Here is a 24,062-nt window from a genome sequence, read left to right on the forward strand (position 1 = left end):
AAATTTATTTGCAGTATCTGTTATATAATGAGATAGAGTTTAAAAATGATAGGTTATGGGCCTACTAGAATGAAAGGGTGAGGATGGATGGCAGATAAAACAGGACTTGTTTTTGATTCTTTCAATTTTAAAATCGAACAGGGGAAAATAAAGGAATTTGTTCAAGCAATCGGAGATTCAAACCCGATTTACTACCATGAAGAGGAGGCAAAAATGAGCGAGTTAGAGGGAATCCCTATGCCGCTTACATTTCCAACAGTGATCGATATGTGGGGTGGGATGAATTTCAATAAACTAATCGAAATGCTTGAGCTTAATCCATTAAATTTTTTACATGGAGAACAAGAATATGAATATTTCTCAATGGTTTATGCGGGTGATATATTAACTGTCTTTCCCAAAGTTGTGCGTCATGTGACAAAAGCGGGGATGGACTTTATTACGATTGAAACATCATATAGAAAAGATGACGAAACAGTTTTTATTTCCCGCTCAACAATTATTGAGCGCCATGGAGGTGGGAAATAATGACTGAATTAACACCAATCGTTAAAGAAAAGATTACCCATACGCAGCTAGTCAAATATGCCGGAGCATCTGGGGATTTTAATCCGATTCATACTGTCGTTCCTGTTGCTAATAAGGCAGGACTCAACGATGTAATTGCCCACGGTATGCTTGTTATGGGTATGGCGGGGGAGGCGTTAACAAGATGGTTTAAAAGAGAGCAAATAAAAAAATTTCAAGTGCGATTTGCAAAAATGACCTTCCCTGGGGAAATTTTAACGATTAGCGGAAAATTAGAAGATCAATATGAAGAAAATAACGAAATATTTCAAAAAGGAAAGCTTCAAGTAGTGAATCAAGAAGGCGAGGTGAAATTGAAAGGGAAATTTACTATTATTCATTAACACTGAGTGAAGTTCATCGGAAACAATTTAGTAGATTAAAAGAGAATGGGGGCTTTTTATACGTATGTTAAATGGTATACGAGTACTAGATTTTTCCCAATACTTGCCTGGCCCATTTGCGTCGTTAAGACTAGCTGAAATGGGGGCAGAGGTCATTAAAATCGAACCTCCACATGGTGATCCAGCTCGCCAATTAAGTGAAGGAGTTGTCTTTAGAGCAAACAATCGAAACAAACAGAGCAAAACATTTAATTTAAAAGATTCGCTAGAGAAAAATGAGTTGAAGAAATTGATTCAAACGGCTGATGTATTATTAGAGAGCTTTCGCCCTGGTGTCATGAAAAAACATGGGCTTAGCTATGAAGAGGTAAAAGCATTTCACCCTACTGTTATTTATTGTTCTTTGTCTGGATATGGACATGATAGTCCGCTTGCTCATCTTGGAAGTCATGATTTAAATTATATGGCATTAAGTGGAGTCCTTACGCATTTTTCCGATCATTCCGGAAGACCAGTTCATCCGACAACGACATTAGCGGATTTGGTCGGTGGTACAGTTGCATCAGAAGCGATATTAGCAGCGATCATAAAAAAACTGCGAACAGGTGATGGAGCTTATATTGATCTTGCAATTACAGATATGATGGTTGGCTTGCAAACGAACCATGTTTTATACGAAAAAGAAAAGATATCAAAAAAGGGGATTCCGGAAATTGATGGTTCTAATATCTCTTACCATTTGTACGAAACGAAAGATGGCCGTTACATATCCATTGCCGCATTAGAAATGAAATTTTGGAAAGAGTTTTGTATTTGGGCAGGAAAAGAAAGATGGATAGAAGCCCATTTAAGTGCTGCAAATGAAACAAATGCTGTTTATCATGAAGTAAAGGCGTTTTTTAAAACATACACATTTGAACAATGGCTGAAATTTTCAATGGAGGTGGATGCATGTCTAGCACCAGTTTTATCAATTGAAGAACTTCCGCATCACCCACACGTAAAAAAACGCGAATTAATTTTTGAGCCACAATGGGGAGATCGGCAAGTGAGGGTTACTCCGTTTAAAAACAGTCACACAAATAGACCGCCAATGCTTTCATCAAAATAAGCTTTAAATGTCTAAGAATAGAAACAACTTATGTAAAACATATAAAGAGCATCATCTTTTCATCTTTTCATTTTTCATAGTAAAATAAGCACATTCAGGCTTTACAAATGATAGGAGGAATATTAATGACTAAAATTCAAAAGGGACATAATAAATTTTTTATTAAAGAACAAGGTGAAATGATTGCTGAAATTACATACGAACCGCTTAATGACGAGCAGATCGATGTCAATCATACGTACGTGTCAGAGAGGCTCCGCGGCCAAGGGATAGCTGAACAGTTAGTAGATCATGTCGTCGAGCTTGCTCGCGAAGAAGGTAAAAAAATTGTGCCAACTTGTTGGTATGTAGAGGTGCGTCTGAACAGAAATGAAAAGTATCAAGATGTACTAGCTAAATAATTTCATGGAAAGGGTGTCCAAAAAAAATATGGATGCCCTTTTTAGTCATATCATGAAAAGCCTTTACCATAAACTGTTGTAATAATACTAAAATGTGTGAGATGAAATGACTATCCATGTAGTTAAAACGGGTGAATCGTTATATGACATATCGAAAATGTACGACGTTTCTATTTCGTTGATTGTTAACGTAAATGGATTAAAGTCTCCAAATGTATTAATACCAGGATTATCGTTGTATATCCCTGACAATTACCTTTACAACCGCATTTATCAAATTAAACCGGGTGATACTTTATGGAAATTAGCTAGACGCTTTGATACAAGTATAGAGCATATTTTCACAGTAAATCCAAGGATAAATCCAAATCAATTATTTATCGGTCAAAAGGTAATCGTTCCATCCCCGAATCAAATGTCAATCGAAACGGTTGGCTTTATCTTTCCGCAAGCAAACGGAAAAAGTTTTGCTGCTCTTAACGAAATTGCTAATCAATTATCCTATGTTGCCATTATTGCTTATTCATTTTCGGAAAATGGCGATGTATATCTAGAGGCTGATGACTCTGTGACTTTAACTCAAAGTAAGCAAATAAACATAAAACCATTATTAATGATTCGTAACTTTAAGGAAAAAAATTTCAGTGCAGAGCTTGTTGGGAAAGTTTTTGAAAACTCACAGTCTCGACAACGTTTAGTCACGAGTCTTGTTAATATAATCGAACAGAAAGGTTATGAAGGAGTCAGTATAGATTTTGAATTTATTCCTCCACCAAGGCGTAAAGATTTCATTAGCTTTTTAACCGAATAAAAAAGCTTTTTAGGCACGCGGATTCTTCATGTAAATGTTCATTCTAAAACTGAAGATATTCCGACGAATCCAATTATCGGCGCTTATGACTATAAAGCTATTGGAGAAATTGCCGATATTGTAGCTGTCATGACAATTGATTATGGTTATCCAACCGGTCCACCAAATCCGATCGCACCAATTTGGTGGGTGGATGCAGTAGTCCGTTATGCAACTAGCTTAATTCCCCCACAAAAATTACAAATATCGCTACCGCTTTACGGATATGATTGGAGAATTTCCGATAATAAGACAACTGCTTTTTCTGCTTTAGGTGCCCAAAATCTCGCAATTTCTAAGCAAACGGTTATATTTTATGATCGGGAAGCAAAAGCACCATCATTTAAATACTGGAAAAATAGTGAAGAACACATTGTTTGGTTTGAGGATATACGAAGCTATGTAGAGAAATACAATCTCATTGATTATTATCAGTTACAAGGAACAACATTTTGGCAAATTAGACTACCATCTCCCCAAAATTGGGAGTATATAAAAAGAAATATAACATTTTTAAAATGAACATTGATAGAAAAATAACATTCCTCAAAAGATTATTTTAAGAAATGACCTTTACCGCCTATTTTAGCTGTAAATGTAAAAGTATTGACAATTTAAAATATTAATTTATAATAAATGAAATGCTAAATTCTAGTAAATTAGGAGAGGAAATCTATGAATCAAAATATGAATGAACGAGTACAGAAAACCACTTATGATGAAGTGATAAAGCAAACAAAGTGTTATTTAAACTATTTTCCTAGTGAACAAAAGCGTATTTTGCCTTTAGTTCATCAATTAAAAAAGAATATCAAAATATTTGATCGTAAATCACTTCCTGGCCATATTACAGCTAGCGGCATAGTAATAAAAGAGGAGAAAATGTTAATGATATATCATCCGAATATTAAAAAATGGTTACAGCCTGGAGGGCATGTAGATGAAGGAGAGACCCCGTTAGAGGCAGCAAAGCGGGAAATCCTCGAGGAAACGGGTTTGAAAACGAAACTGCATCCTTGGCATAATCAACATGCTGCTCCTTTTGATATAGATGTTCACTCAATTCCTGCTAACCCAAATAAGCAAGAGCCTAGTCACTTCCATTACGATTTTCGTTATTTATTACAGCTTGATGGGGGAGACAAAGGACATTCAGAAGAAGACCTGCAGATTAGTTGGATGAACATAGAAAGCATAGAAGAGCCCCATTTAAAAACAGCAATTAGAAAATGGGAGGAACAAAGATATAAAATGAATGTATGATCAAAAGCTCTATGAAAACTGAATAGTTGTATGGGTGCTTTTCCATTTTTTAGTGAAAAGGCCACGCGATCGCTTTTGACAAAGGTTATTATTTGAGGGGACAACACTTCCTTTTCTAAGGTTATTGGGTGTGTAGTTACCTCAATTTCAAGTGGTGGCAACTTTTTTACACAAAAAGCCCAAGGTATTTTATAACCGACTCGATAAAAAGGTTTGACAATACATTAAAGCGGGGTGTATTAATGCATAGAACTGTTGCAGAGAAAAATTTTTTTCGTTCAATTTTAAACTTAAGTGCGATTGAAAAAATAGATAAGTTAGTAATAGTTACCCATCTTGTTCCAGGCAGTGATGAGTTTTTGTTAACGGTTAATGAAGAAATACCCATTGCAATGCTTATTCCAAAACCAAACTCGATAGATAAACAAGTAAAAGATAAAGTGATAGATTTTATTCCAATTTTGCATTTTACTCGTGACGAAATTAAGAGGAATAAAAAAAAGTTCCTCGAACTCCTTCAAAAACATATTGGCAATGATACTTTTGCTGTCGTTGATATTGGTGGTTATTTTTCGCATGTCTTAGATGAAATGCAGTATATTTTTGGTTCAAAATTCATTGGTGTCGTCGAAGATACAGAAAATGGTCACCAAAAATATGAGACATTACTGTTAAATGAAAATCATACTTCGTTACCTTGTCCAGTGATTTCTGTTGCTCGAAGCTCGTTAAAAGATTCAGAAGACTTTTTAGTCGGGCATGCAATTGTGTTTTCTGCGGAAGCTTTACTGCGTGAAGAAGGAGAGATCTTAACTGGAAAACAGGCAGTTGTGTTAGGGTATGGTAAAATTGGCCGCAGCATTGCTAATAGTTTACGTTCTAAAGGTGTCCGGGTTGATGTTATTGATACTAACTCAAGTAGACAAGTATTAGCGCTTGCTCATGATTTTCATACAAACAAAAAAGACGTTCTCCTTGAAAATGCTGACTTGCTATTTTGTGCCACAGGCAATCATTCATTGAAGCAGAGTGACCTCCCAAAAATGAAAAATAATTCTTATATATTTACTGCAACATCTGCTGACGATGAAATTGAAGAACATCTTTTAATAATGGAAAATGCTGTTCCTCATCCTAATAAAAAAATTTCTCAACTCGAAGTTGCTGGTAAACAGCTATTTCTTTGTAACAATGGTAATTCAGCTAATTTTATGCATGGTGGTGTTGTTGGTCCATTTATTAAGCTAGTACAAGCAGAAATTATTTTTGCACTATCACAATTATCACGTTTTCCAAACGACAAAGTTTACCAAATAAGCGATGAGTCTAAGTCTTTTATTTCCGATTTATGGCTAGATTTTTACGCTAAACGATAAAGGAGAATATATGTTTTCATTGTCTGTACAATTCATCATGATATTTGCTTTCCTCTCGGCTTTAAGCAGGGCAGGATTAAATATTGTCGATCGTTATCAAATCGGAATGAAGAAGCTTTCGATTTTTTATGTAAATCTATGGAATAATGTCATTCCTGCAATTCTTATGATTGCTCTATGTATATTATTAGGCTGGCATGGTCAACTCGTGGCAAGTATATTTGATTGGAAAACATTAGTATTCAGCGGTATCGTTCAGCTTGTTGCCTACGCTTTTTCCTATGCTTTTCGTCATTTAAATGTAAGTCAAGTATTAGTGATCGGAAAAAAAAAAATGTCTGATTTATTTATCCCAATCGGAATTTTTGTCACAACGATGCAATGGGATTGGAGTACATATTTTTTTGCAGTAGCTACTACAATAGTTTGTCTGCCGATTTTATGGGAAAAAGGGGAACGGGAAAATGGCAATGCTTTTAAAAAAGTTGGATTAATAATAGGTAGTGCACTTGTATTACAAGCGAGCCTTTCCCCTTTGTTGACTGAAATGAACACAGTTGTAGCCATTCGTGATACATTCGCATTTACAACAGCAGTCATTATTTGGCGTACAGTTTGGAGTCTCATTCCGTTACTGAGGAAAAAACGTGCACAAGACGAGGCTTCCTTTTTTGGATTGCTATCGAATCCGGTGTTTTTCGTTAGAGCTTTGTTAACGATTATTACACAAACAACCTTTATTTTAGCAGTTGGGAGCACAGCTTCAGCCGTAGCTTGGCCGATATTAAATTCAACATCTATATTTTCTGTAGCGCTATCTAGTTTATTGCTGCGTGAAAAACCATCAAAGCTTCAGATTGGGATAGTTATCACAATTACAATTTTATCTGTCATTCGTTTTTTCTTGCTGTAATTATAACGATATTCGTGAAAAGCAAAGAAAAAGAAGTTAAAGACCGATTATATGAGGTTTTTAGCTTCTTTTTTTCTTTATTGACTTTAAAAATAGAAAAAAAATTTAGGCGACAACAATGAATTGGAGACAAGAAAGCTAATATTTATTAAAGTTCCACTTCATGGCATTATACATATTTGTATAAAGATAATGATTATTTTTAATTTTATAGTTGACAAAACTCATAGGATTAGTGATTATTATCATTAAAACATATTGGTTTAATGAGAATAAAAAAGAGGTGGATTTATGTATCTTACAATTAACGGCATAGAAAAGAGTTTTTATCATAAAGTCAACGGTCAAGTCAAAGTGCTTGATAAGATTGATATAGCGGTTGAAAAGGGACAGTTTGTTTCGATTGTCGGTCCTTCAGGTTGGGGGAAATCAACATTATTATATCTAATTGCAGGTCTTGAAAAGCCGGATAAGGGGGAAATTTCGATTTCTGGTAATAAAGTGACGAAACCTGGCCCTGACCGTGTCGTTGTTTTTCAAGAAGCAGGACTGTTTCCGTGGTTAACTGTTCTGGAAAATGTAATGTATGGATTACTTTTAAAGAAAATTTCGAAAGAACGAGCAAGAGAAAAAGCGATAAATATTTTAAAAATGGTTCATTTAAGCCGTTATATCGATGCATACCCTCATCAACTATCTGGTGGGATGAAACAGCGAGTTTCCATTGCTCGTGCGCTCGTTATGGAACCAGATATTTTATTAATGGATGAACCATTTGCAGCGCTTGATGAGCAGACGAGAATGGTTTTACACAAAGAACTACTTGAAATATGGCGGAAAACAAAAGTAACGATTTTTTTTGTTACCCATAACATTCGTGAAGCTGTTCTGCTTTCCGAGCAAATTATCGTTTTCGCAACACGGCCTGGAAAAATTAAAACGACTTTATCTGTTCCATCTATGAGAGACGGCGTTATGCCTGATAGTGTAACGCTTCATATTGAACAGAGAATATTATCTATCTTACAGGGAGAAATTGAGAAAGTGTTAAAGGAGGAAATTGGTGATGAATACAGCTTTAAGACGGATCATTTTCATCGTGACTATAGCGGTGATATGGGAAATCACATCTAGGTTTTCTAGTTTGCCAGATTTCATGTTTCCGAGTCTCACGCAAGTATTTGAAACTTTATTTACAGGTATGATAGACGGCCAAATTATCACAGCTGTTTATAAAAGTCTCGGTCGGTTACTAATCGGGTTCTCGATTGCAATTGTAGTAGGACTTTTTTTAGGTTATTTAATTTGGCGTTATAAATTTGTTGAAGATACACTTGGATTTGCTGTTACTGCTTTACAATCAATCCCGAGTATTGTTTGGTTTCCATTTGCAATTATTTGGTTCGGTTTAAATAATATGTCGATTTTATTTATTGTAACGATCGGGGCAACATGGACAATGACAATTAGTGCGACTAGCGGTTTCAAAAATGTCCCGCAATTGTATAAGCGAGTTGCTAAAACATTAGGATCAAGCGGATTTCATTTTATTCGAACAGTTATTTTGCCCGCATCTGTTCCTCAAATTATATCTGGTTTGCGGATCGCTTGGGCTTTTTCATGGCGTGCCTTAATGGCAGGTGAATTATTAGGTGCAGGTGAAGGGCTTGGCCAGCTCCTTGAAACAGGGAGATCGCTCGGACAAATGGACCTAGTCATTTCGGTGATGATTGTTATCGCAGTTATTGGTACGATTATGGATAATATAGTATTTTTACGCTTAGAACGAAACGTCCAAATGAAGTGGGGAGTTAGTTAAAAGTATGGAAAAAGAGGCGATTAAAATGAAAACGAAACGAATGATGATAATCTTTATCTCTTTTTTTTTTATTGGTATGTTAGCAGCTTGCAACCAAAAAGGAGAAAAAACAGGCTCAACAAACAAGGAAGTAAATATCGGATATTTTCCGAACTTAACACATATTACAACGATTGTTGCCCTTGAAAATAACTATTTTAATGAGGAATTTGGTGAAGACGTTAAGATCAACACGAAAACAGTTAGTAATGGTGGATTGTTTATGGAAGCAATGGCAACAAAATCAATTGATGTCGGTACAGTTGGTCCCGGACCATTGTTAAACTTTTATTTAAAAGATCCAAAGTATCATATTATTTCTGGAGCAGTAAATGGGGGAGCAGTTCTCGTTTCAACTAAAGAAAGCGATGTAAAACAATTATCTGATTTAGATGGTAAAAGAGTGGCTATCCCTGTCATTGGAAGTACACAAGATATTATGTTAAGAAAAGCGCTGCAAGATGTAAAGCTAAAACCAACAACGAGCGGAGGCACAGTTGAACTGTATGCAGCAGCACCAGCCGATACGGTAACACTTTTTATCCAAAAATCAGTTAATGCGGCAGCAACCCAGGAACCGTGGGGCTATGTACTTGAAACAGAAGCAAACGGAAAATTATTACTTGATTGGGATGAATTCGCTTGGGGAAAAGAGTCGACAAATACTGTTGTAGCTGCAACTGATGAATTTTTACAAAACAAAGACCTTGTTAAAGCTTATTTAAAGGCACATGAAAGGGCAATTACTTTTATTGAAGAAAATCCTGAAAAAAGCCAAGATATTGTGATCAAACATATTAAAGGGTTGACAGGGAAAGAATTAAATAAAGCTGAATTAAAAGCAGCGTTTACAAGATTACAAGTGACGACATCCGTTAATGAACAAGTGATTCAAGAAATGGCTGATATTAGTGAAGAAGCTGGTTATGTTTCTAGCAATAATATTGATGGGCTGATAAATTTATCATTTCTTGAAAAAAAGACTAAATAATACGTACCGAGATTATAAACAAAGTCAATACTAGTCATAAATTTCCTCAGATTCTAGGCGGAAGCGAATAGAACAATCGTTCATAAGTGTTTTAGTTGTCAACATGCTAATATGTACCTTTTTCATTCATCTCGTAATGATTCATGAGATGAATTTCTTTTCTATTTAGTTAGCGGCTGATTTCTTTAATACGTTATTAATATTAAATTGTATGAAAAAACTATTACATTTTATACAATAAAATGGCACATAAAATATTTTATGTAATATATGTCCTGTATTTACATAAATAGAAAATATGATATAATTTATAAAAATATTAAACTATTAAAGAAGAGGAGATGGACGCATGAAACCAACAGGAATTGTACGAAAAATAGATGAATTAGGGAGAATTGTTATACCAGTTGAGTTGAGAAGAAGTTTGTCATTAGAAATTAAAGACCCGATTGAAATTTTTGTTGATGATGACAAAATTATTTTAAGAAAATATGTAGTTAATAATGCATGTGATATTACAGGTATCATTTCAAATGATAATGTTAGTTTAGTGAATGGAAAAATCTCTTTAAGTCGCGAAGGTGCTGAAATATTGTTAAAAGAGCTACAAAATATAAAAAATTAAGTTTATCTACAATGTTCTTTGTCTTCAATGGACTAACAGATACTTTTTCAGATCCCCTTGTAAAAGGGGATTCATAACTCATTTCTTTCTATGGTTCTTAGTTATAGTATACCTTTTTTTAAAACAATAGGCGAATGAGATCCATCGTTTATATATAAATTAAGTTAAAACGCTTCTTAGTTGAAGCTGCATATCGTTTGTTTGCTTATAACGAAGAATTCAAGCGCTCCGCTATTAAATAGGCGGAGCTAATTTATTTATTAACACAATTTTAAATCATTACGATAAAATGATCGTTTTCTGAACTAATGAGCTAATAAAGTACGGCAATGGTACGAATGGAATAGAATGATATTCGATCATTTTAATTTTATCATAATACTATAATAGGATAAAAATAAATATATTATCGCTTTATTTCCTGAAAATAAAAATTGTAAAATGACTGAATAGTCTGTATACTATGGACGAAAGGAGGTTAATTTCAAAATAATCGGAATATTCAGTATATGGAATTCTCTTCCTAAAGAAAAATTATTTTAAAAGGGGATGGCAAATTGAATGAAGGATTATGTTATGACAGACGAAAAAAAAGAAAAGATTGATGTAGAAAATTTATTACCGCTCGAAGAGGATACGAGCCGTATTATGAAATCTGAATTTCGAACAGGACTACTTTTAACTATTATTTATTTTGCGTTTATCTTTTTAATCCCTATTTTAAATTGGTATAAACAAGATTGGGCTTTTTCAAAGATGTGGGGAGGAATGTCTAATAGTTGGTTTTTGACGGCGATTGTTTCGATGGCCATGGCTTTTTGTATTGCATATATCCATACAAAGCTATATGAAAAGCGCTTAGAAAAATATGATCTTATGAAGATAAATAAAGTAGCTAATCAGGGTGATAGGGGGCATTTTAAAGGATGATGCAAACGATTCTTGATCCAAAGTATTTATTTACATTTTTATTATTAGGCACGATTGTATTTATTACGTACTTAACAAAAAGAAATAAAGATGCCAGTGACTTTTTTGTTGGCGGTCGATCGTTCGGTTGGTTTACGAATGGATCAGCGATCGCTGGAGATTATTTAAGTGCAGCCACCTTCCTCGGACTAGCTGGTTTAACATTTGCCATTGGTTATGATGGTGCGTTTTATGTATTTAGTTTTTCAATAGGATTAACGCTGCTTGCCATTTTCGTCGCAGGTCCTTTAAGACGTTTCGGTGCTTTTACGGTCGCTGATTTTGTTGCATATCGATTCCATAGTAAAAATGCCCGGCTAGCAGCAGTGATTGTCGTTTTAGCAATTTCAGGTTTTTATGCTGCCCCGCAATTACTCGGTGCTGCGCAAATTTTAAATATGTTTTTTGGAACCTCATATGAGTTTGGAATTATTTTTACTTGTATTGTTATGGTTTTTTATGTCGGGGTTGGCGGTATGAAGGGAACAACGTTGAATCAAGCGTTAGAACTTTGGATTCGTTTTGGTGCTTTTATCATTATGGTAGCGGCGGCAATATACGGTGGGTTTCATTATGAAAAAATTTTGGCTGCTATTACTGATTTTAGCGGCATCGTTAGCAATACAGCACAATTTACAGCTGATGGAAAAGATATTGCGTTTGACGGGGAAGCATGGGGAAAAGCCGGATCTTTTAACCCGACGTTTTGGCATTCAGCTTCGATGTTAATCGGGCTTTCTTTAGGAACAATTGGCTTACCCCATATTTTATTACGCTTTTATACAAATCCTGATGCAAAATCCGCTCGTAGATCTGCGATTATGGCCATTGGAATTGCAAGTTTATTTTTCTGTTTTGCTATTTATCTCGGTGTTGTTGGACGAGCAATCTTTTTAGAAGGGACAGCGAGTCCGGAAATCATGAAAGAATTAATAACGGGCGGAGATAATATGGTTGTTCCATCAACTGCGGCAGCATTGGGAGGAAAATGGCTGCTAGGGCTTGTTATAGCTGGAGCTTTTGCAGCAATTTTTTCAAACTTATCAGGTTTATTTATCGCAAGTTCTGGGGCATTAGCTCATGATTTATACGCTTCGTTTTTTAAGAAAAATATTACACAAAAACAACGAGTCATTTCAGGAAAAATTGCAATTGTTATCCTCGGGATTGTTTATGGAATTTTAGGATTGCTTGTTAAAGGTGCGTCAATAGGACATCTCGTAGCTCTTGCATTTACAGTAGGTGCAAGTACATTTGCTCCCATTTTCATTTTTGGCATTTGGTGGCGCGGAATGACTGAAAAAGGTGCAATTGCTGGTCTTTTTACAGGATTGTTTGTTTCAATGTACTTGATTTTCTTTTCATCAACTCTTCCGGAATTTTTACAATTTAGAGTTCCGGGAATTGTGTCTGTTCCTGTCGGATTTTTAACAGTATATATCGTTTCGAAATTAGATGGCAAGGTGCCGGCGGATGTCAACGACTTCATGCGTAAAGTTCATTCAAAAGATGGGGAAGCTGCGTAAGCTTTTTTTAAAGTAGCCCGACATAGTTAGTTATGGACTGCACTTAATTGTTAGGGACAACTAATAATTAAGTGCAGTTCATTGTAAAGGGATTTTTATTTAACATTTAGTAGAAGCATGTTGTTTTTCCCAATTATTATATCCGCCACGATAATGAATGACATTACTTACCCCATGTGCCTGGAGAATACTTGTTGCAATTGCAGCTCTTCCACCTGCTTGACATGTTGTCACGACTGGTTTATCAGTTGGGATCTCATGAACGCGATCTCGTAAAGTTCCTAGCATGATATGGCGGGATCCAGGTATTGCTCCTTGCTTGTATTCACTTTCATTCCGAACATCGATAACATACACTTCGTCTTTTTTCATTTTATTTTTTAATTCTTCTGAGGAAATTTGTTCGTATTTTTGCAGTTCTAACCCATCTTGCTCAAGACGTTCTAGTATGTCACTATGCATATATCCTTTTAGTGTATCAATCCCAATCGAATGAAGATCATGGATGACACCGTTAATTTCAGTTTCATCTGCAATCACATAAAATGGCTGATTGTAATCGAGGAACCATCCAGCCCAATTAGTAAAGGACAACGTGTATGGAATATTAATCGTACCTGGAATATGTCCTCTAGAAAATTCATGAAAAGAGCGGACATCAATAATTGGTACGTTGTCATTTATCCAATTTTCAATTGTCTTTTTTGAAGGTGAATAGCGTTTAATTGCAGAAAGTTCACTTAAAAGTGCGGGACCCTCTTTATTCACTCGTTTCATTTCAGCAAAATATTCTGGTGGTTCAGGTTGATCTGAAAGGAGCTCTTTAACAAATTCTGCTTCGTTATTATAATTAAAAGCCCAATTAGCCCGTTTTTCATACCCGACTGTAGTTGATGGAACAGCGCAAAGTGCCTTTCCGCATGCACTTCCTGCACCATGAGCAGGCCAAACTTGAACAAAATCAGGTAGTTTTAAAAAACGTTGTAATGAATGAAACATTTGTTTTGCACCTTTATCGGCTGTATTTTGTATACCTGCTGCTTTTTCCAATAAATCTGGACGTCCAATATCCCCTACGAAGACGAAATCACCTGTAAAAATACCAATTGGTTGTGTTGCCCCTCCATCAGTGACGATAAATGAAATATGCTCTGGTGTATGTCCAGGTGTGTGTATGACTTCAAATGTAATTCCACCAATTTTGAATGTATCTCCATCTTTTACTAACACATGATTTAGCTTATGAAGAAATTGGTATTTCCAATCTTGATCTCCTTCATCGGAAAGATAGGCCGTAGCCCCCGTTCTTACTGCTAATTCACATGTTCCAGAAACAAAATCAGCGTGAATATGTGTTTCAGCAGCTGCAATAATATTCATTCCTTGCTGCTCAGCAGCAGTTAAGTATTGCTCAATATTTCTAGCAGGATCAATGATGATTGCTTCCCCTGTTGCTTCACAGCCTACGAGATAAGAGGCTTGCGCAAGTCTTTCATCATAAAAATAACGTAATAACAATTCAAACACCTTCCCTTATATTTTTCCTCTACTTCAAAATGATAACAGATTTAACTAGCATAAGCATAAATAGAGCTTTAATTTATCCGCGACCTTTTAGCATGCTTTGCCAGTAAAACCTTGGAAGGATCTCTTTTTTTAAAAAATACATGCTGTATCTTTCTTTAGCTTGATTAAAAGGAAATGTTTCTACTGGGTGCTTTTCATAATCAAATTCCGCCAAAACTAACTTTCCTTTTCCAGTAACAATTGGACAAGAGCTATAACCATTGTACCGTTCTTTAAGTGATTCCCCATGCATAACTGCAAGTAAATTCTTAACGACTACAGGAGCTTGTTTTCTTACTGCTGCGCCAGTTTTAGACGTTGGCAGATTTGCGGCATCACCTAATCCAAAAATAAATGGGTATTGTTTATGTTGGAGTGTATAAGGATCAACATCAACCCAGCCATCCTGATCTGACAGTTTGCTTTCTTTTATAAATTGCGGTGGCCCCATTGGAGGAGTAACGTGAATCATTTCATAATTAATTGTTTTTGTCTCTCCTGTATCTAAGTTTTCGAAAATCGCTTCTTTCGTTTCGGGGCGAATTTCAATTAAGTGCGTTCTAAAGCTCGTCTTTATATTTCTTTCAGTAACAACTTTTTCTAAAGCTATTCTATATTTTTCGACATCAAAAATGGCCGGATTTGCAGAAAAAAACATCACTTCGGACTTTTCTCGAATCCCTTTTTTACGGAAAAACTCTTCTGCCAAATACATAATTTTTTGTGGTGCTCCTCCGCATTTAATTGGTGTATTTGGATGAGTGAAAACTGCATTTCCTCCTTTAAAATCTCGTATTGACTCCCAAGTATCATCAACATAATCATAAGAATAATTGCTTACTACACCATTTTTACCAATCGCTTCTTTCAGCCCTTTAACTTGATCCCATAAGAGTTGAATGCCGGGGGCAACAACTAAATAGTTGAAATATATTTCAGTCTTGTTTTTAGTCACTAATTTTTTTTCTTCAAGGTTAAATGAAGTGACTTCCTCTTGAAGAAAATGAACACCTTTTGGAATGACATCTCTTTCCTTACGAACAGAATCCTCTTTTTGAACAATACCTGCCCCGACTAAAGTCCAAAATGGTTGATAATAATGCGATTCAGCGGGATCGATAATCACGATGTCAGCTCGAGACATTTTTTTTGCTAATTGAGCAGCTACGGTAATTCCAGCTGTACCTCCGCCGACAATTGCAACTTCGTATTGTTGGTTTGTCATTTATTTCACCTTCTTTTTCTTATTCTGCAGTATGATGGACAGCACACCGATTTGGACCAATTTCTAGCGCAGTTGCTGTTTCATCATCGACATTTTGTTCCCCTTTATTAATCGCTACAATATCTTCGAAGTTTGGAGGCTTCGTAGTATTAGCTGAACTTGCAACCATTTCAGTAAATTCTTCCTTATTAGTCGTTTGCATTTGTCGATTGCTTTTTCGAATTTCACCTAAAGTAGCAGCGACAATGCCCTGTTCATTTATTTCTTGAATATCAGCAAAATGAGCAGGCAATACTAAAACGTCATCAGCAAGGTCGGCAATTTTATTGAAAATTGTGTCGTAAAGGTCCATTGCCCATTCACGGGCTTTTCCACCTAAATCAGGACGGCCTAATCCACCAACGAAAATAGTATCACCAGATAGAAGGAATTGGTTATTAACGAGAAAGGAAACGCTTCCTGGTGTATGACCAGGTGTCTTTATTGCTAATACTTCTACATGCACGTCGCCAAATTTGATTACATCATGTTTTTCAAGAGGTTCAAATGAAATTTTTGCCCCTTCACTTGAATTTAAATAATAAGTAGCTCCAGTTATTTTTGCGATCTCTGCCCCGCCAGAAATATGGTCAGCATGAAGATGCGAGTCAAGAATATGTTCAATTGTTGCATTTTCCTTCTTCGCTAACTCTAAATAAATATCAATATGACGATTTGGATCAATGAGGGCAGCTTTTCCATTAGAAATAATTAAATAAGAAAGGCAACCTTTTGAAAGACGATTAATTTGAACTAATTTCATCTGTTCACTAATATTAACCGTGGTTGGATAATAAAATTGACTCCACGCAAGCATTCCATTTATTAAATGCGAAACTTTAAATCCTTTTTTTGAAAGGACATCAGCAACATACTCAGAACTTCCTCCTTTTGCACAAACAACGACAATTTCAGTATCTTTTGAAAGATCCTTAAAATTTTCAACATTGTCCTCGTCCTCAATAATATTAAAATATGGGACATTCACCATTTTTATTTCTTTATACTCGATTTTCCAATCGTTAAAATCATCTTTATTTCGTACATCAAAAATAATGATGTTTTCACCTGTTTTCATTTTTTTATAAAGTTGTTCGGCTGTTAATCCAGGGATATTTGTCACGAATATCACTCCATTTCATAATAAAATAATCATTCTTTTGTATTATCTTTCATTTAGTCCTTTTTATGATTGGAAATAAACCAACTAACTTAAAAACATTGTTAAAATGAGATATTCTTGTTAAAAAGAAAGAGGAGGAAAATGGAATGCTGGCAAACGAAATTTAAATAGCTTCTTTCTGACGATATGTAAAGCAGAAGCTTAAAATTAATATAGCTATAAATAAAAAAGACATCGAATTTGATGTCTTTGCCGATTGTTGATTAAAGGAACCGCTGAACTATATGTTTTATTATGCGCCTAGACTGAAGTGCCTAATACCTAATATTCATTTTGATTATTAGTTTAAAAATATATCGAATTTGAAGTCGTTGTTTCTTGTTAGCATTTTATTACTTTACCTTCTAGTATGATCCCTTCATTTATCCATGCTTCAATCATTTGATTAAAAATATTAGGTTTTGCCATAGGAACTCCATGCCCAACATTAGGTATAATCACTGCCTGACAATTCGGATTATTTTTCACTAAGTCAATTGCTGATTTTTTCATAATGTTTTTTTCTTTTTCTCCCACATTAATTAATATATTTCCCTTTGCCTGTTTAAAATCATTTGGTATTTTAAATGACATATTCTCCTCTAAAATTTTAACAAGGGTTTCTAATTGCATACGACAACTTTCTTGATAATAGGTTGCAAAATAATCTTGATTAATATAAAGTGTTTTCGCTTGCACTTTTGAAAATGTTTTATTTTTAATTAATGGGAATGCTAGTTTTACAAATGGTCTAATCAATTTTTTTGCAAATTGGATTGGTCTGACTAACGGACTATTTATCATTGCATAATCAATTAAATCTGATTTTATACTTAACATTTGAATCGTTATTTGAGCACCTAATGAAAACCCAATAACAATTACTTTTTTTCCCTTAGCCTTTTCCTCAATTAATTTAATTAATTTTTCTGCACTATTTTTAATAGAAAAGTTTGTATTTATACTCCGTCCTTGTTCTGGTAAATCTGGAACAACGCAATGATAATGGGTGAAATATTCAATTTTTTTATCCCACATCCAGCTGCTCACTCCTCCACCATGCAAAAATAACATGAATGAGGCATTTTCCTTCCCATATTCTTGATAATGCATTTCCTCATTCCCCTTTGTATTTTGATTATAAATTTATCGAAAAAATTTTAGTCTATTTTAATGATACGTTCATAAAGAGAGATTTGTTTCATTTAATGCTTTTCTCTTTCTATAAGAATGTCAGAGGTCGAAATAAACACAAATGTGCTCCTTATTGTTTTTAAACGACCGCTAATAAAGATCACTTTTTTTATTCTCCATTTCTTTTATTGTGAATAAAAAAGTGTTCGAATTGACATTCTAAGTGTGTTAAAATTAAACATTTTTTGGAGGGAAGATCATGACCGAAAACAATCTTCAAGGAGACACAGTTATCCAAGATACTGAAGTGATAAGTCATCACTCTTTGCCACTTATAGGAGATAAAGCACCGTTATTTGAAGCGACTACAACTCATGGAAAAATCAGACTTGATGACTACAAAGGAAATTGGCTTATTATATTTTCCCATCCCGCAGATTTCACCCCTGTTTGTACAACTGAATTTATCGGTTTCCAAGAAATTTATCCGCAATTGCGTGAGTTAAATACTGAACTATTAGGTTTAAGTATTGATAGTGTTCATTCACATATTGCGTGGGTTCGTAATATTGAAGAAAAATTTCAAACGAAAATTGAATTCCCAGTTATTGCGGTTTTAAATAAAGATGTAGCAAGAAAATACGGCATGATTATGCCTGAAGGAAATAATACAGAAACTTCAAGGGCCGTCTTTGTGATTGACAGTGAGCAAGTTGTTAGAGCGATTATTTATTATCCGTTATCAACCGGAAGAAATATGAGTGAAATTATTAGGCTTGTTAAAGCCCTCCAAACAACTGATCAACATCAAGTTGCAACACCAGCAAATTGGGCTCCTGGAGATAAAGTTATTGTCCCGCCGCCAGCAACACAGGAGGAGGCAGAAGCAAGAATAACGGATGAAACCATTGAATGTAAAGACTGGTATATTTGCAAAAAACAATTATAGGTGAAAGCAAATGGCTTGTATTAATAATCCAGATCATTTGACAATAAGCGCTAAAAAAATTTTGCACGCTATTCAAGACAATTACCTTTCTGAAGAAGAAATCGGAAAACATACTCAATTACCTTTGTATAAAGTGAGAAGTCATTTACGTGAGTTAAATGAGAAAGGCTTAATAAGTAAGCAAAACGACAAATATAAAGTACAGCAACATCTTCATCCATAAAAGAGATTGACTCAAAATGTTGTTAAAAGTGACTTTTTGAGTCATCTCAGACTATTGATAAATCGCACGCATTCTTGTATGATTTGTGTTTCGTTATCAGTCCATAGACATCGGTTTATTCACTCTCGCCCTATGATTTGACTTTATCCAAAAGTTAAGATGTATTTCTTCCACTCTATGTATCCATTACCATTTAAATAATAGATGTTTTTTGTTAAAGAAAAATAATTAAAATTTTAATTGAAAAGTCTTTAGATGATGTTATTCGTAATTTAATGGAGGAAATGTTTAACATTCAAAAAAAATCAAGAGAATTTATAGAATTACTTACTCGTCACGAAAACATTTCGGAAAATTTAGTGCTCTTATTATTAAGACTTAAATTATACAAACAGATGAAAATTACTGAGATTTCTGAAGAATTCATGTTAACACCTGGTGCATTAACGAATATGTGCGATAAACTTGAAGACTTAAATTATGTAGAAAGAATAAGGATTAAAGATGATAGAAGAGTTGTAAGAGTCTCACTTACAAGAAAAGGAGAAGAAAAGGTGGACGCGATATTTTCAAGATATTCAAAGGAAAAGTTAGAGAGAATATTAAGCGTTTTAGGAGAAATGAGTAAATTATTCGAGAAAATGGAATACTAGTAATGTCTATAAAGAATAGAAAACTAATTATGATTGGGGTTATAACTTTGATGATGATTGTAATTTTTGCTATTTTTAAGGAGAATAAAAAAACTTTGAGTATAGGAACGATCTAAAAGAAGTAGAAAAGATGATTGTAGATTGTGACGTTGCTAATATTCTTTTTGTTAATAATGATTCAAGTATGTACGTTGAATATGTAGGTGAGAAATCAATTTTAGGAACTCCTAAAATTGATATAGTTTATAACAAAGATCAAGCAATAATTAAGGTAAATGCGATTCAGAAAAAGTGGATAAATATTTTCCCCGGTGCAAGAAAAAGATATTGCTAGTGAATATTCCACCAAAATTATTAAAACAAGTCCAAATCAATACTAAAAATGGAAATATTGACGTGAAAAATTTAAATGAAATAAATCGATTATTTCTAAGTTCAAATGTCGGTAATATTAATGTAGATTCTTTTATGGGGGAATTTGTAAATATAGATGCAAAAAATGGTGCTATAAACTTAGGAACTGTTGATGGAGAAGTCAAAATAAAGAATCGAACTGGTAACTTAAATAGCTTAACTTTTGTTGACATTAAGGGTAAGAATAGTATTAAATTATCAAACGGCAATGTAAAGATAACACTGCCAAATGAATTAAAATTTAATGATATAGGATATCATATTTCAACGAATAATGGTAAGATCATTTTAAAAAATGAATTATTAAACAAACAAATAACAAAACGAGGTGTAGGACAGAGGATCATCAATCGTTCTAAAGGAAATAAGGAATTAAATCTATCTGTTTCAGTAGGAAGTATAGATATTAATTAGAATGTTCGGAACATTCCTTATATTGCTTTTATTTTCTTCATACAGTGAGCAATAGGTTACTAGAATTTTTCTTAGCTCAAGGATTAAAAAGGATGACCTTTGTTTTCTACTGAGTATAAAAAAATTGATAAGGCTTCTATCAATGGTGCTAAACAGTGCTATAGATAGAAGCTTTTTCTATAAAAAAATGGTATATTTACATCGTATCTATACAACTGACAATAAATAAAAAATTCACCAATTTATTTAATTGCACTGAATAAGTCAAAGAGATGTTTATGTAAATTAATGAAATGGAGAATAATTTCTTATGAAGATTTATGCAGTAAAAATCGTTGAAAATATTAATAAATATTTTTTTTTTTTTTAATAAAATGATTAATTTTATAGATGGTAATAAAAAGAATAGAATTATTAAAATGGTTCATGAAGATGATAAAAATCGGTTATTGTTAGCTGAAGCACTGCTCAGGTTAATTGTTTGTCGGAAGTTGGATTTAAGAAATGATCAAATTCGTCTAAAACAAACTAAATTTGGTAAGCCTTATTTAGATTTGGACTCCGAACTTCATTTTAATATTTCTCATTCTGGTGACTGGGTTGTGTGCGCCATTGATCGTCAAAGTGTAGGGGTAGATGTTCAAGAAATAATCGACATCGAGTACAAAGAGATCGCCCAAAACTACTTTACAGAGGAAGAGTATCTTTTTATTATGAATGAAAGTTTAACGAATCAGTTAAAGAAGTTTTACTGGATTTGGACGTTAAAGGAAAGTTATATTAAAGCTGATGGAAAGGGGTTATCAATTCCGCTAAAATCATTTTCCTTTCATATATCTAACCCTAATGATATAAAGATGCTCACTTCAAATAGATTAAAAGAGTGCTATTTTAAATTATTTAATATTGCTCCAAATTACGTCATGTCAGCATGTAATCTAAATAACCATTTTCCAAATCAGATTACTTATTTAAATCAACATGATTTAATCAATGATTTTATGAAATTATGTAGTCAAAAATAACAATTTGATCATGAATATGCATGTAAAAGAGGGAGGATCATGAGCTAGAAACAAACAAATGAGATTTACATATTTAAATAACAAAGAAGCAATTTCAACATCATGAAGATGTTATTCAGATTAAAAGATTGAAAATTCACGCGCTGTTATGTTATATGATACTCCGATAAAACTGACAAAAACAGCATACGAACTCCTTTTATTAATGGCTAAAAATTAATCTTTTATTTATGTTATGAGGGGGACATAGATGTACATGAAAACAAAATTTTATCAAATAATTAGCTTGACTATTATCTTTATATTTATCATGTCTTTTATGGGCACATCTGTTTATGCTAAAGACACTGATAACGAAGTAGAAAAGCTTGAAAAAATAATCGATCAGTTTATGAAAAATGGATTGAAAAAAAATCATGTTGCTGGTGCAACTTTGGTCGTTGTAAAAGATGGCCATGTGTTATTAAAAAAGGGGTACGGCTATTCTGATGTAGAGAAAAAGGTTCCAGTAGACCCGGATGAAACGCTTTTTAGAATAGGGTCTATTACAAAACTTTTTACAGCTACCGCAGCTATGCAATTTGCAGAAAAAGGGGAAATCGATTTACATACGGATATTAATCAGTATTTAAAAGAGATTAAAATTGAAAATGATGATGAGACGCCTTTAACAATGGCATCATTATTAACAAATACAGGTGGGTTTGCAGATAGTAATGATGGTGTCTATAGTGAGAAATTATTAGATGAGCTTGTACCTTTAAGTAACACAATTAAAAATAAAATGCCTTCTCTTATTAGAGCACCCGATGAATTAATCCAGTACAGTAACCACGGATTCTCCCTTATAGGATACATTGTTGAGCAAGTGAGCGGAATACCGTTTAATCAATACATTGAAGAAAATATTTTTAAACCTCTTCAAATGAATAACAGTTATTATTTTTTGTCACCACAAAATTTATACAAAGCATCTAAAGGTTATGCATATGAGAATAAAAGCTTTACTGAAAAACCAATTGGAAGTATTATTGTGCATCCGGCAGGTTCAATCGTTGCGACAGCAGAAGATATGTCAAAGTTTTTAATTGCACATTTACAGAACGGAAAATACGAAGAAAACACAATTTTGAAGGAAGACACAGCCATCGAGATGCATACACGTCAGTTTTCACAACATGATTTAATGCCTGGATACGGATATGGGTTTTATGAAAACTATAAAAATCATAAAATCATGCTCCACGACGGAGATACTGATTCTTTTACTAGTCAGCTGTCAATATTACCAGAAGAAAACTTAGGATTTTTTATCTCTTATAACACATTAGATGATGGAAAGTTAAGAGATGAGTTTGAAGAAGAATTATATAAGTTTTTTGGAATTGAGTTAGAAGAAAAAACAATTGTGACGGAAGCATTCGATGGTAACACGAGACAATTGGAAATATTTGAAGGGGACTATGTTTTTGTTAATAGATTATTAGAAGGTCCTTTAAAAGCAAGAGGCTTATTTTTAAAAGTGAAAGTAAGGGTTGGAGAAAATGGAAAACTGAATCTTAAAGTGTTTGATCCAAGTCTGGGCGGATCGTATAAACAAATTGATGAAAATCTGTTTGTAAATGAAAAAAATCATAGACGTCTTTTACTAAAAGAAGGTGAGGATGGGTCTAAATATTTATTCATTAACACGAAGGTCCCGATGCAGTCGTTTGAAAAATTAACTGATCAAGAAGTCTTTATGGAAAGTTATCTAAGACCTTTCGTTTTTATTGTTGCGTTATTAGGCTGTCTCGTTAGCTTTTTTAGATTGTTTAGAAGGAGAAGGAAAAAGAAAAAGAAGAAGAAAAAGAAACAAAGCGAAAATAGTGTAGTGAAACGTGCGAGAAAAATCTCTAGCCGCATATGCTTTTTAATTTTATTTTTAGGAATTGGAATGATATTAGTCATCTTTACTCAAAGTGACGGCCTTCGACAAGGTGTTCTCATTGGAGTTAATTTAATGAGCATTATAACTGCTATACAGATACTTTTATCTATCTTTTTATTTGTATCAGTTTGGAAACAAAAATTCCTTTCTATATGGAGTAAAGGCTTTTATACACTCGTTACTATGGCAGGAATAGGCGCATTAGTATACGTATATTTTCTAGATTTGTTTTTCTTCATTTAAAGTTGTATTTACTACTTTCGAACTAATTTTAAATAAACGAAGTTTAAAATTTAAAAAGTCCGATTTATTTATATTAAGGAAATCGGACTTCTCTTAATTTTAATATATATAATATTCTGAATATTATGTATATTCAGAGGGAATAATAAACTTAGTTCCTTTTTGCAATAAAGCGATATCAATAAGAAAAAATAATGGTATAAAGGTTACTACCCTAAAAGAACGGATACAACTAGAGCTTCTGAACTATAAAGAAAAAACTTAGATATAAAGACATTAACAAGAAAGACA

At 33.8% G+C, this 24,062-nt stretch carries 26 protein-coding genes; 22 read left to right on the forward strand and 4 right to left on the reverse strand.

Annotated features, from left to right (window positions below; translation table 11 throughout):
- The first annotated feature begins 87 nt into the window (after positions 1-87).
- The 15 genes from K6959_RS07425 to K6959_RS07490 all read left to right on the forward strand — a co-directional run bounded on the left by K6959_RS07425 (position 88) and on the right by K6959_RS07490 (position 12,794).
- Positions 88-528, forward strand: coding sequence for an FAS1-like dehydratase domain-containing protein (locus tag K6959_RS07425; RefSeq protein ID WP_223088059.1), 441 nt, complete (start codon positions 88-90; stop codon positions 526-528).
- Positions 528-911, forward strand: a complete 384-nt coding sequence (locus tag K6959_RS07430; RefSeq protein ID WP_163240780.1) for a MaoC/PaaZ C-terminal domain-containing protein — start codon at positions 528-530, stop codon at positions 909-911. The genes K6959_RS07425 and K6959_RS07430 overlap by 1 nt, the downstream gene beginning before the upstream one ends.
- 64 nt (positions 912-975) lie before the next feature.
- Positions 976-2,022, forward strand: a complete 1,047-nt coding sequence (locus K6959_RS07435) for a CaiB/BaiF CoA transferase family protein (RefSeq protein WP_163240782.1) — start codon at positions 976-978, stop codon at positions 2,020-2,022.
- Between the two features lie 125 nt (positions 2,023-2,147).
- On the forward strand, positions 2,148-2,423 hold the full coding sequence (locus tag K6959_RS07440; protein WP_163240784.1) for a GNAT family N-acetyltransferase: 276 nt from the start codon (positions 2,148-2,150) through the stop codon (positions 2,421-2,423).
- Positions 2,424-2,529: 106 nt separating this feature from the next.
- The gene (locus K6959_RS18950; protein WP_262421915.1) at positions 2,530-3,234 is read left to right on the forward strand and encodes a LysM peptidoglycan-binding domain-containing protein; all 705 of its coding nucleotides are present in this window, start codon (positions 2,530-2,532) and stop codon (positions 3,232-3,234) included.
- A gap of 75 nt (positions 3,235-3,309) precedes the next feature.
- Positions 3,310-3,795: a glycosyl hydrolase family 18 protein gene (locus K6959_RS18955; RefSeq protein WP_394373035.1), complete on the forward strand. Its 486-nt coding sequence runs from the start codon at positions 3,310-3,312 to the stop codon at positions 3,793-3,795.
- A gap of 153 nt (positions 3,796-3,948) precedes the next feature.
- Positions 3,949-4,536, forward strand: a complete 588-nt coding sequence (locus tag K6959_RS07450) for an NUDIX hydrolase (protein ID WP_163240788.1) — start codon at positions 3,949-3,951, stop codon at positions 4,534-4,536.
- A 242-nt stretch (positions 4,537-4,778) separates the two neighbouring features.
- The gene (locus K6959_RS07455; RefSeq protein ID WP_163240791.1) at positions 4,779-5,912 is read left to right on the forward strand and encodes an adenosylhomocysteinase; all 1,134 of its coding nucleotides are present in this window, start codon (positions 4,779-4,781) and stop codon (positions 5,910-5,912) included.
- A 19-nt stretch (positions 5,913-5,931) separates the two neighbouring features.
- Complete coding sequence (locus tag K6959_RS07460; protein ID WP_223088061.1) at positions 5,932-6,825, forward strand: hypothetical protein; 894 nt, start codon at positions 5,932-5,934, stop codon at positions 6,823-6,825.
- Between the two features lie 291 nt (positions 6,826-7,116).
- Positions 7,117-7,959 carry an ABC transporter ATP-binding protein gene (locus K6959_RS07465; protein ID WP_223088062.1) on the forward strand — a complete coding sequence of 281 codons (843 nt, stop codon included), beginning with the start codon at positions 7,117-7,119 and terminating at the stop codon, positions 7,957-7,959.
- Positions 7,892-8,644 (forward strand): ABC transporter permease, encoded by a 753-nt coding sequence (locus tag K6959_RS07470; protein WP_223088064.1) that lies wholly within the window; start codon positions 7,892-7,894, stop codon positions 8,642-8,644. Before K6959_RS07465 ends, K6959_RS07470 begins: the two co-directional genes overlap by 68 nt.
- Before the next feature lie 76 nt (positions 8,645-8,720).
- Positions 8,721-9,674 (forward strand): aliphatic sulfonate ABC transporter substrate-binding protein, encoded by a 954-nt coding sequence (locus K6959_RS07475; protein WP_374058345.1) that lies wholly within the window; start codon positions 8,721-8,723, stop codon positions 9,672-9,674.
- 349 nt (positions 9,675-10,023) lie between these two features.
- Positions 10,024-10,299, forward strand: a complete 276-nt coding sequence (locus K6959_RS07480) for an AbrB/MazE/SpoVT family DNA-binding domain-containing protein (protein WP_163240797.1) — start codon at positions 10,024-10,026, stop codon at positions 10,297-10,299.
- A 561-nt stretch (positions 10,300-10,860) separates the two neighbouring features.
- Positions 10,861-11,229 (forward strand): hypothetical protein, encoded by a 369-nt coding sequence (locus tag K6959_RS07485; protein WP_163240799.1) that lies wholly within the window; start codon positions 10,861-10,863, stop codon positions 11,227-11,229.
- Positions 11,226-12,794, forward strand: a complete 1,569-nt coding sequence (locus K6959_RS07490; protein ID WP_163240801.1) for a sodium/solute symporter — start codon at positions 11,226-11,228, stop codon at positions 12,792-12,794. The genes K6959_RS07485 and K6959_RS07490 overlap by 4 nt, the downstream gene beginning before the upstream one ends.
- Positions 12,795-12,893: 99 nt before the next feature.
- Here K6959_RS07490 and K6959_RS07495 read toward each other — a convergent pair whose 3' ends face one another.
- The 4 genes from K6959_RS07495 to K6959_RS07510 all read right to left on the reverse strand — a co-directional run bounded on the left by K6959_RS07495 (position 12,894) and on the right by K6959_RS07510 (position 17,899).
- Positions 12,894-14,312 carry an MBL fold metallo-hydrolase gene (locus K6959_RS07495; protein ID WP_223088065.1) on the reverse strand — a complete coding sequence of 473 codons (1,419 nt, stop codon included), beginning with the start codon at positions 14,310-14,312 and terminating at the stop codon, positions 12,894-12,896.
- A gap of 82 nt (positions 14,313-14,394) precedes the next feature.
- Positions 14,395-15,585 (reverse strand): NAD(P)/FAD-dependent oxidoreductase, encoded by a 1,191-nt coding sequence (locus K6959_RS07500; protein ID WP_163240805.1) that lies wholly within the window; start codon positions 15,583-15,585, stop codon positions 14,395-14,397.
- A gap of 19 nt (positions 15,586-15,604) precedes the next feature.
- Entirely contained in the window at positions 15,605-16,747 is a 1,143-nt protein-coding gene (locus tag K6959_RS07505; protein ID WP_262421917.1) for an MBL fold metallo-hydrolase, read from the reverse strand.
- A 381-nt stretch (positions 16,748-17,128) separates the two neighbouring features.
- Positions 17,129-17,899, reverse strand: coding sequence for an alpha/beta fold hydrolase (locus K6959_RS07510; protein ID WP_223088067.1), 771 nt, complete (start codon positions 17,897-17,899; stop codon positions 17,129-17,131).
- 280 nt (positions 17,900-18,179) lie between these two features.
- Between K6959_RS07510 and K6959_RS07515 the strand changes: the two genes are divergently transcribed.
- From K6959_RS07515 to K6959_RS07545, 7 genes are all read left to right on the forward strand, one after another.
- Positions 18,180-18,869 carry a peroxiredoxin gene (locus K6959_RS07515; protein ID WP_223088069.1) on the forward strand — a complete coding sequence of 230 codons (690 nt, stop codon included), beginning with the start codon at positions 18,180-18,182 and terminating at the stop codon, positions 18,867-18,869.
- Between the two features lie 10 nt (positions 18,870-18,879).
- The gene (locus K6959_RS07520) at positions 18,880-19,092 is read left to right on the forward strand and encodes a winged helix-turn-helix domain-containing protein (protein WP_163240811.1); all 213 of its coding nucleotides are present in this window, start codon (positions 18,880-18,882) and stop codon (positions 19,090-19,092) included.
- 284 nt (positions 19,093-19,376) lie between these two features.
- A complete protein-coding gene (locus K6959_RS07525; protein ID WP_246234566.1) occupies positions 19,377-19,745 on the forward strand; it encodes a MarR family winged helix-turn-helix transcriptional regulator in 369 nt (122 codons plus the stop codon).
- A 130-nt stretch (positions 19,746-19,875) separates the two neighbouring features.
- Positions 19,876-20,079: a hypothetical protein gene (locus tag K6959_RS07530; protein WP_163240813.1), complete on the forward strand. Its 204-nt coding sequence runs from the start codon at positions 19,876-19,878 to the stop codon at positions 20,077-20,079.
- Positions 20,079-20,573 (forward strand): DUF4097 family beta strand repeat-containing protein, encoded by a 495-nt coding sequence (locus tag K6959_RS07535; RefSeq protein ID WP_163240815.1) that lies wholly within the window; start codon positions 20,079-20,081, stop codon positions 20,571-20,573. The genes K6959_RS07530 and K6959_RS07535 overlap by 1 nt, the downstream gene beginning before the upstream one ends.
- Positions 20,574-20,908: 335 nt before the next feature.
- A complete protein-coding gene (locus K6959_RS07540; RefSeq protein ID WP_223088070.1) occupies positions 20,909-21,598 on the forward strand; it encodes a 4'-phosphopantetheinyl transferase family protein in 690 nt (229 codons plus the stop codon).
- 250 nt (positions 21,599-21,848) lie between these two features.
- Entirely contained in the window at positions 21,849-23,771 is a 1,923-nt protein-coding gene (locus K6959_RS07545; RefSeq protein ID WP_223088072.1) for a serine hydrolase domain-containing protein, read from the forward strand.
- The last annotated feature ends 291 nt before the right edge of the window (positions 23,772-24,062 follow it).

Origin of the sequence: Bacillus aquiflavi (assembly GCF_019915265.1) — a bacterium.
GTDB classification, from domain to species: Bacteria; Bacillota; Bacilli; order Bacillales; family Cytobacillaceae; genus Bacillus_BT; species Bacillus_BT aquiflavi.

Bases quoted from the DNA above. Each gene is read 5' to 3' on its own strand.
- K6959_RS07515 (WP_223088069.1), top strand. From the start codon at position 18,180: ATGACCGAAAACAATCTTCAAGGAGACACAGTTATCCAAGATACTGAA.
- K6959_RS18950 (WP_262421915.1), top strand. From the start codon at position 2,530: ATGACTATCCATGTAGTTAAAACGGGTGAATCGTTATATGACATATCG.
- K6959_RS07425 (WP_223088059.1), top strand. From the start codon at position 88: ATGGCAGATAAAACAGGACTTGTTTTTGATTCTTTCAATTTTAAAATC.
- K6959_RS07435 (WP_163240782.1), top strand. From the start codon at position 976: ATGTTAAATGGTATACGAGTACTAGATTTTTCCCAATACTTGCCTGGC.
- K6959_RS07475 (WP_374058345.1), top strand. From the start codon at position 8,721: ATGTTAGCAGCTTGCAACCAAAAAGGAGAAAAAACAGGCTCAACAAAC.
- K6959_RS07530 (WP_163240813.1), top strand. From the start codon at position 19,876: ATGATTGTAGATTGTGACGTTGCTAATATTCTTTTTGTTAATAATGAT.
- K6959_RS07525 (WP_246234566.1), top strand. From the start codon at position 19,377: ATGTTTAACATTCAAAAAAAATCAAGAGAATTTATAGAATTACTTACT.
- K6959_RS07430 (WP_163240780.1), top strand. From the start codon at position 528: ATGACTGAATTAACACCAATCGTTAAAGAAAAGATTACCCATACGCAG.
- K6959_RS07455 (WP_163240791.1), top strand. From the start codon at position 4,779: ATGCATAGAACTGTTGCAGAGAAAAATTTTTTTCGTTCAATTTTAAAC.
- K6959_RS07485 (WP_163240799.1), top strand. From the start codon at position 10,861: ATGAAGGATTATGTTATGACAGACGAAAAAAAAGAAAAGATTGATGTA.
- K6959_RS07465 (WP_223088062.1), top strand. From the start codon at position 7,117: ATGTATCTTACAATTAACGGCATAGAAAAGAGTTTTTATCATAAAGTC.
- K6959_RS07470 (WP_223088064.1), top strand. From the start codon at position 7,892: ATGAATACAGCTTTAAGACGGATCATTTTCATCGTGACTATAGCGGTG.
- K6959_RS07480 (WP_163240797.1), top strand. From the start codon at position 10,024: ATGAAACCAACAGGAATTGTACGAAAAATAGATGAATTAGGGAGAATT.
- K6959_RS07450 (WP_163240788.1), top strand. From the start codon at position 3,949: ATGAATCAAAATATGAATGAACGAGTACAGAAAACCACTTATGATGAA.
- K6959_RS07490 (WP_163240801.1), top strand. From the start codon at position 11,226: ATGATGCAAACGATTCTTGATCCAAAGTATTTATTTACATTTTTATTA.
- K6959_RS07545 (WP_223088072.1), top strand. From the start codon at position 21,849: ATGTACATGAAAACAAAATTTTATCAAATAATTAGCTTGACTATTATC.
- K6959_RS07440 (WP_163240784.1), top strand. From the start codon at position 2,148: ATGACTAAAATTCAAAAGGGACATAATAAATTTTTTATTAAAGAACAA.
- K6959_RS07510 (WP_223088067.1), bottom strand. From the start codon at position 17,899: ATGCATTATCAAGAATATGGGAAGGAAAATGCCTCATTCATGTTATTT.
- K6959_RS07500 (WP_163240805.1), bottom strand. From the start codon at position 15,585: ATGACAAACCAACAATACGAAGTTGCAATTGTCGGCGGAGGTACAGCT.
- K6959_RS07520 (WP_163240811.1), top strand. From the start codon at position 18,880: ATGGCTTGTATTAATAATCCAGATCATTTGACAATAAGCGCTAAAAAA.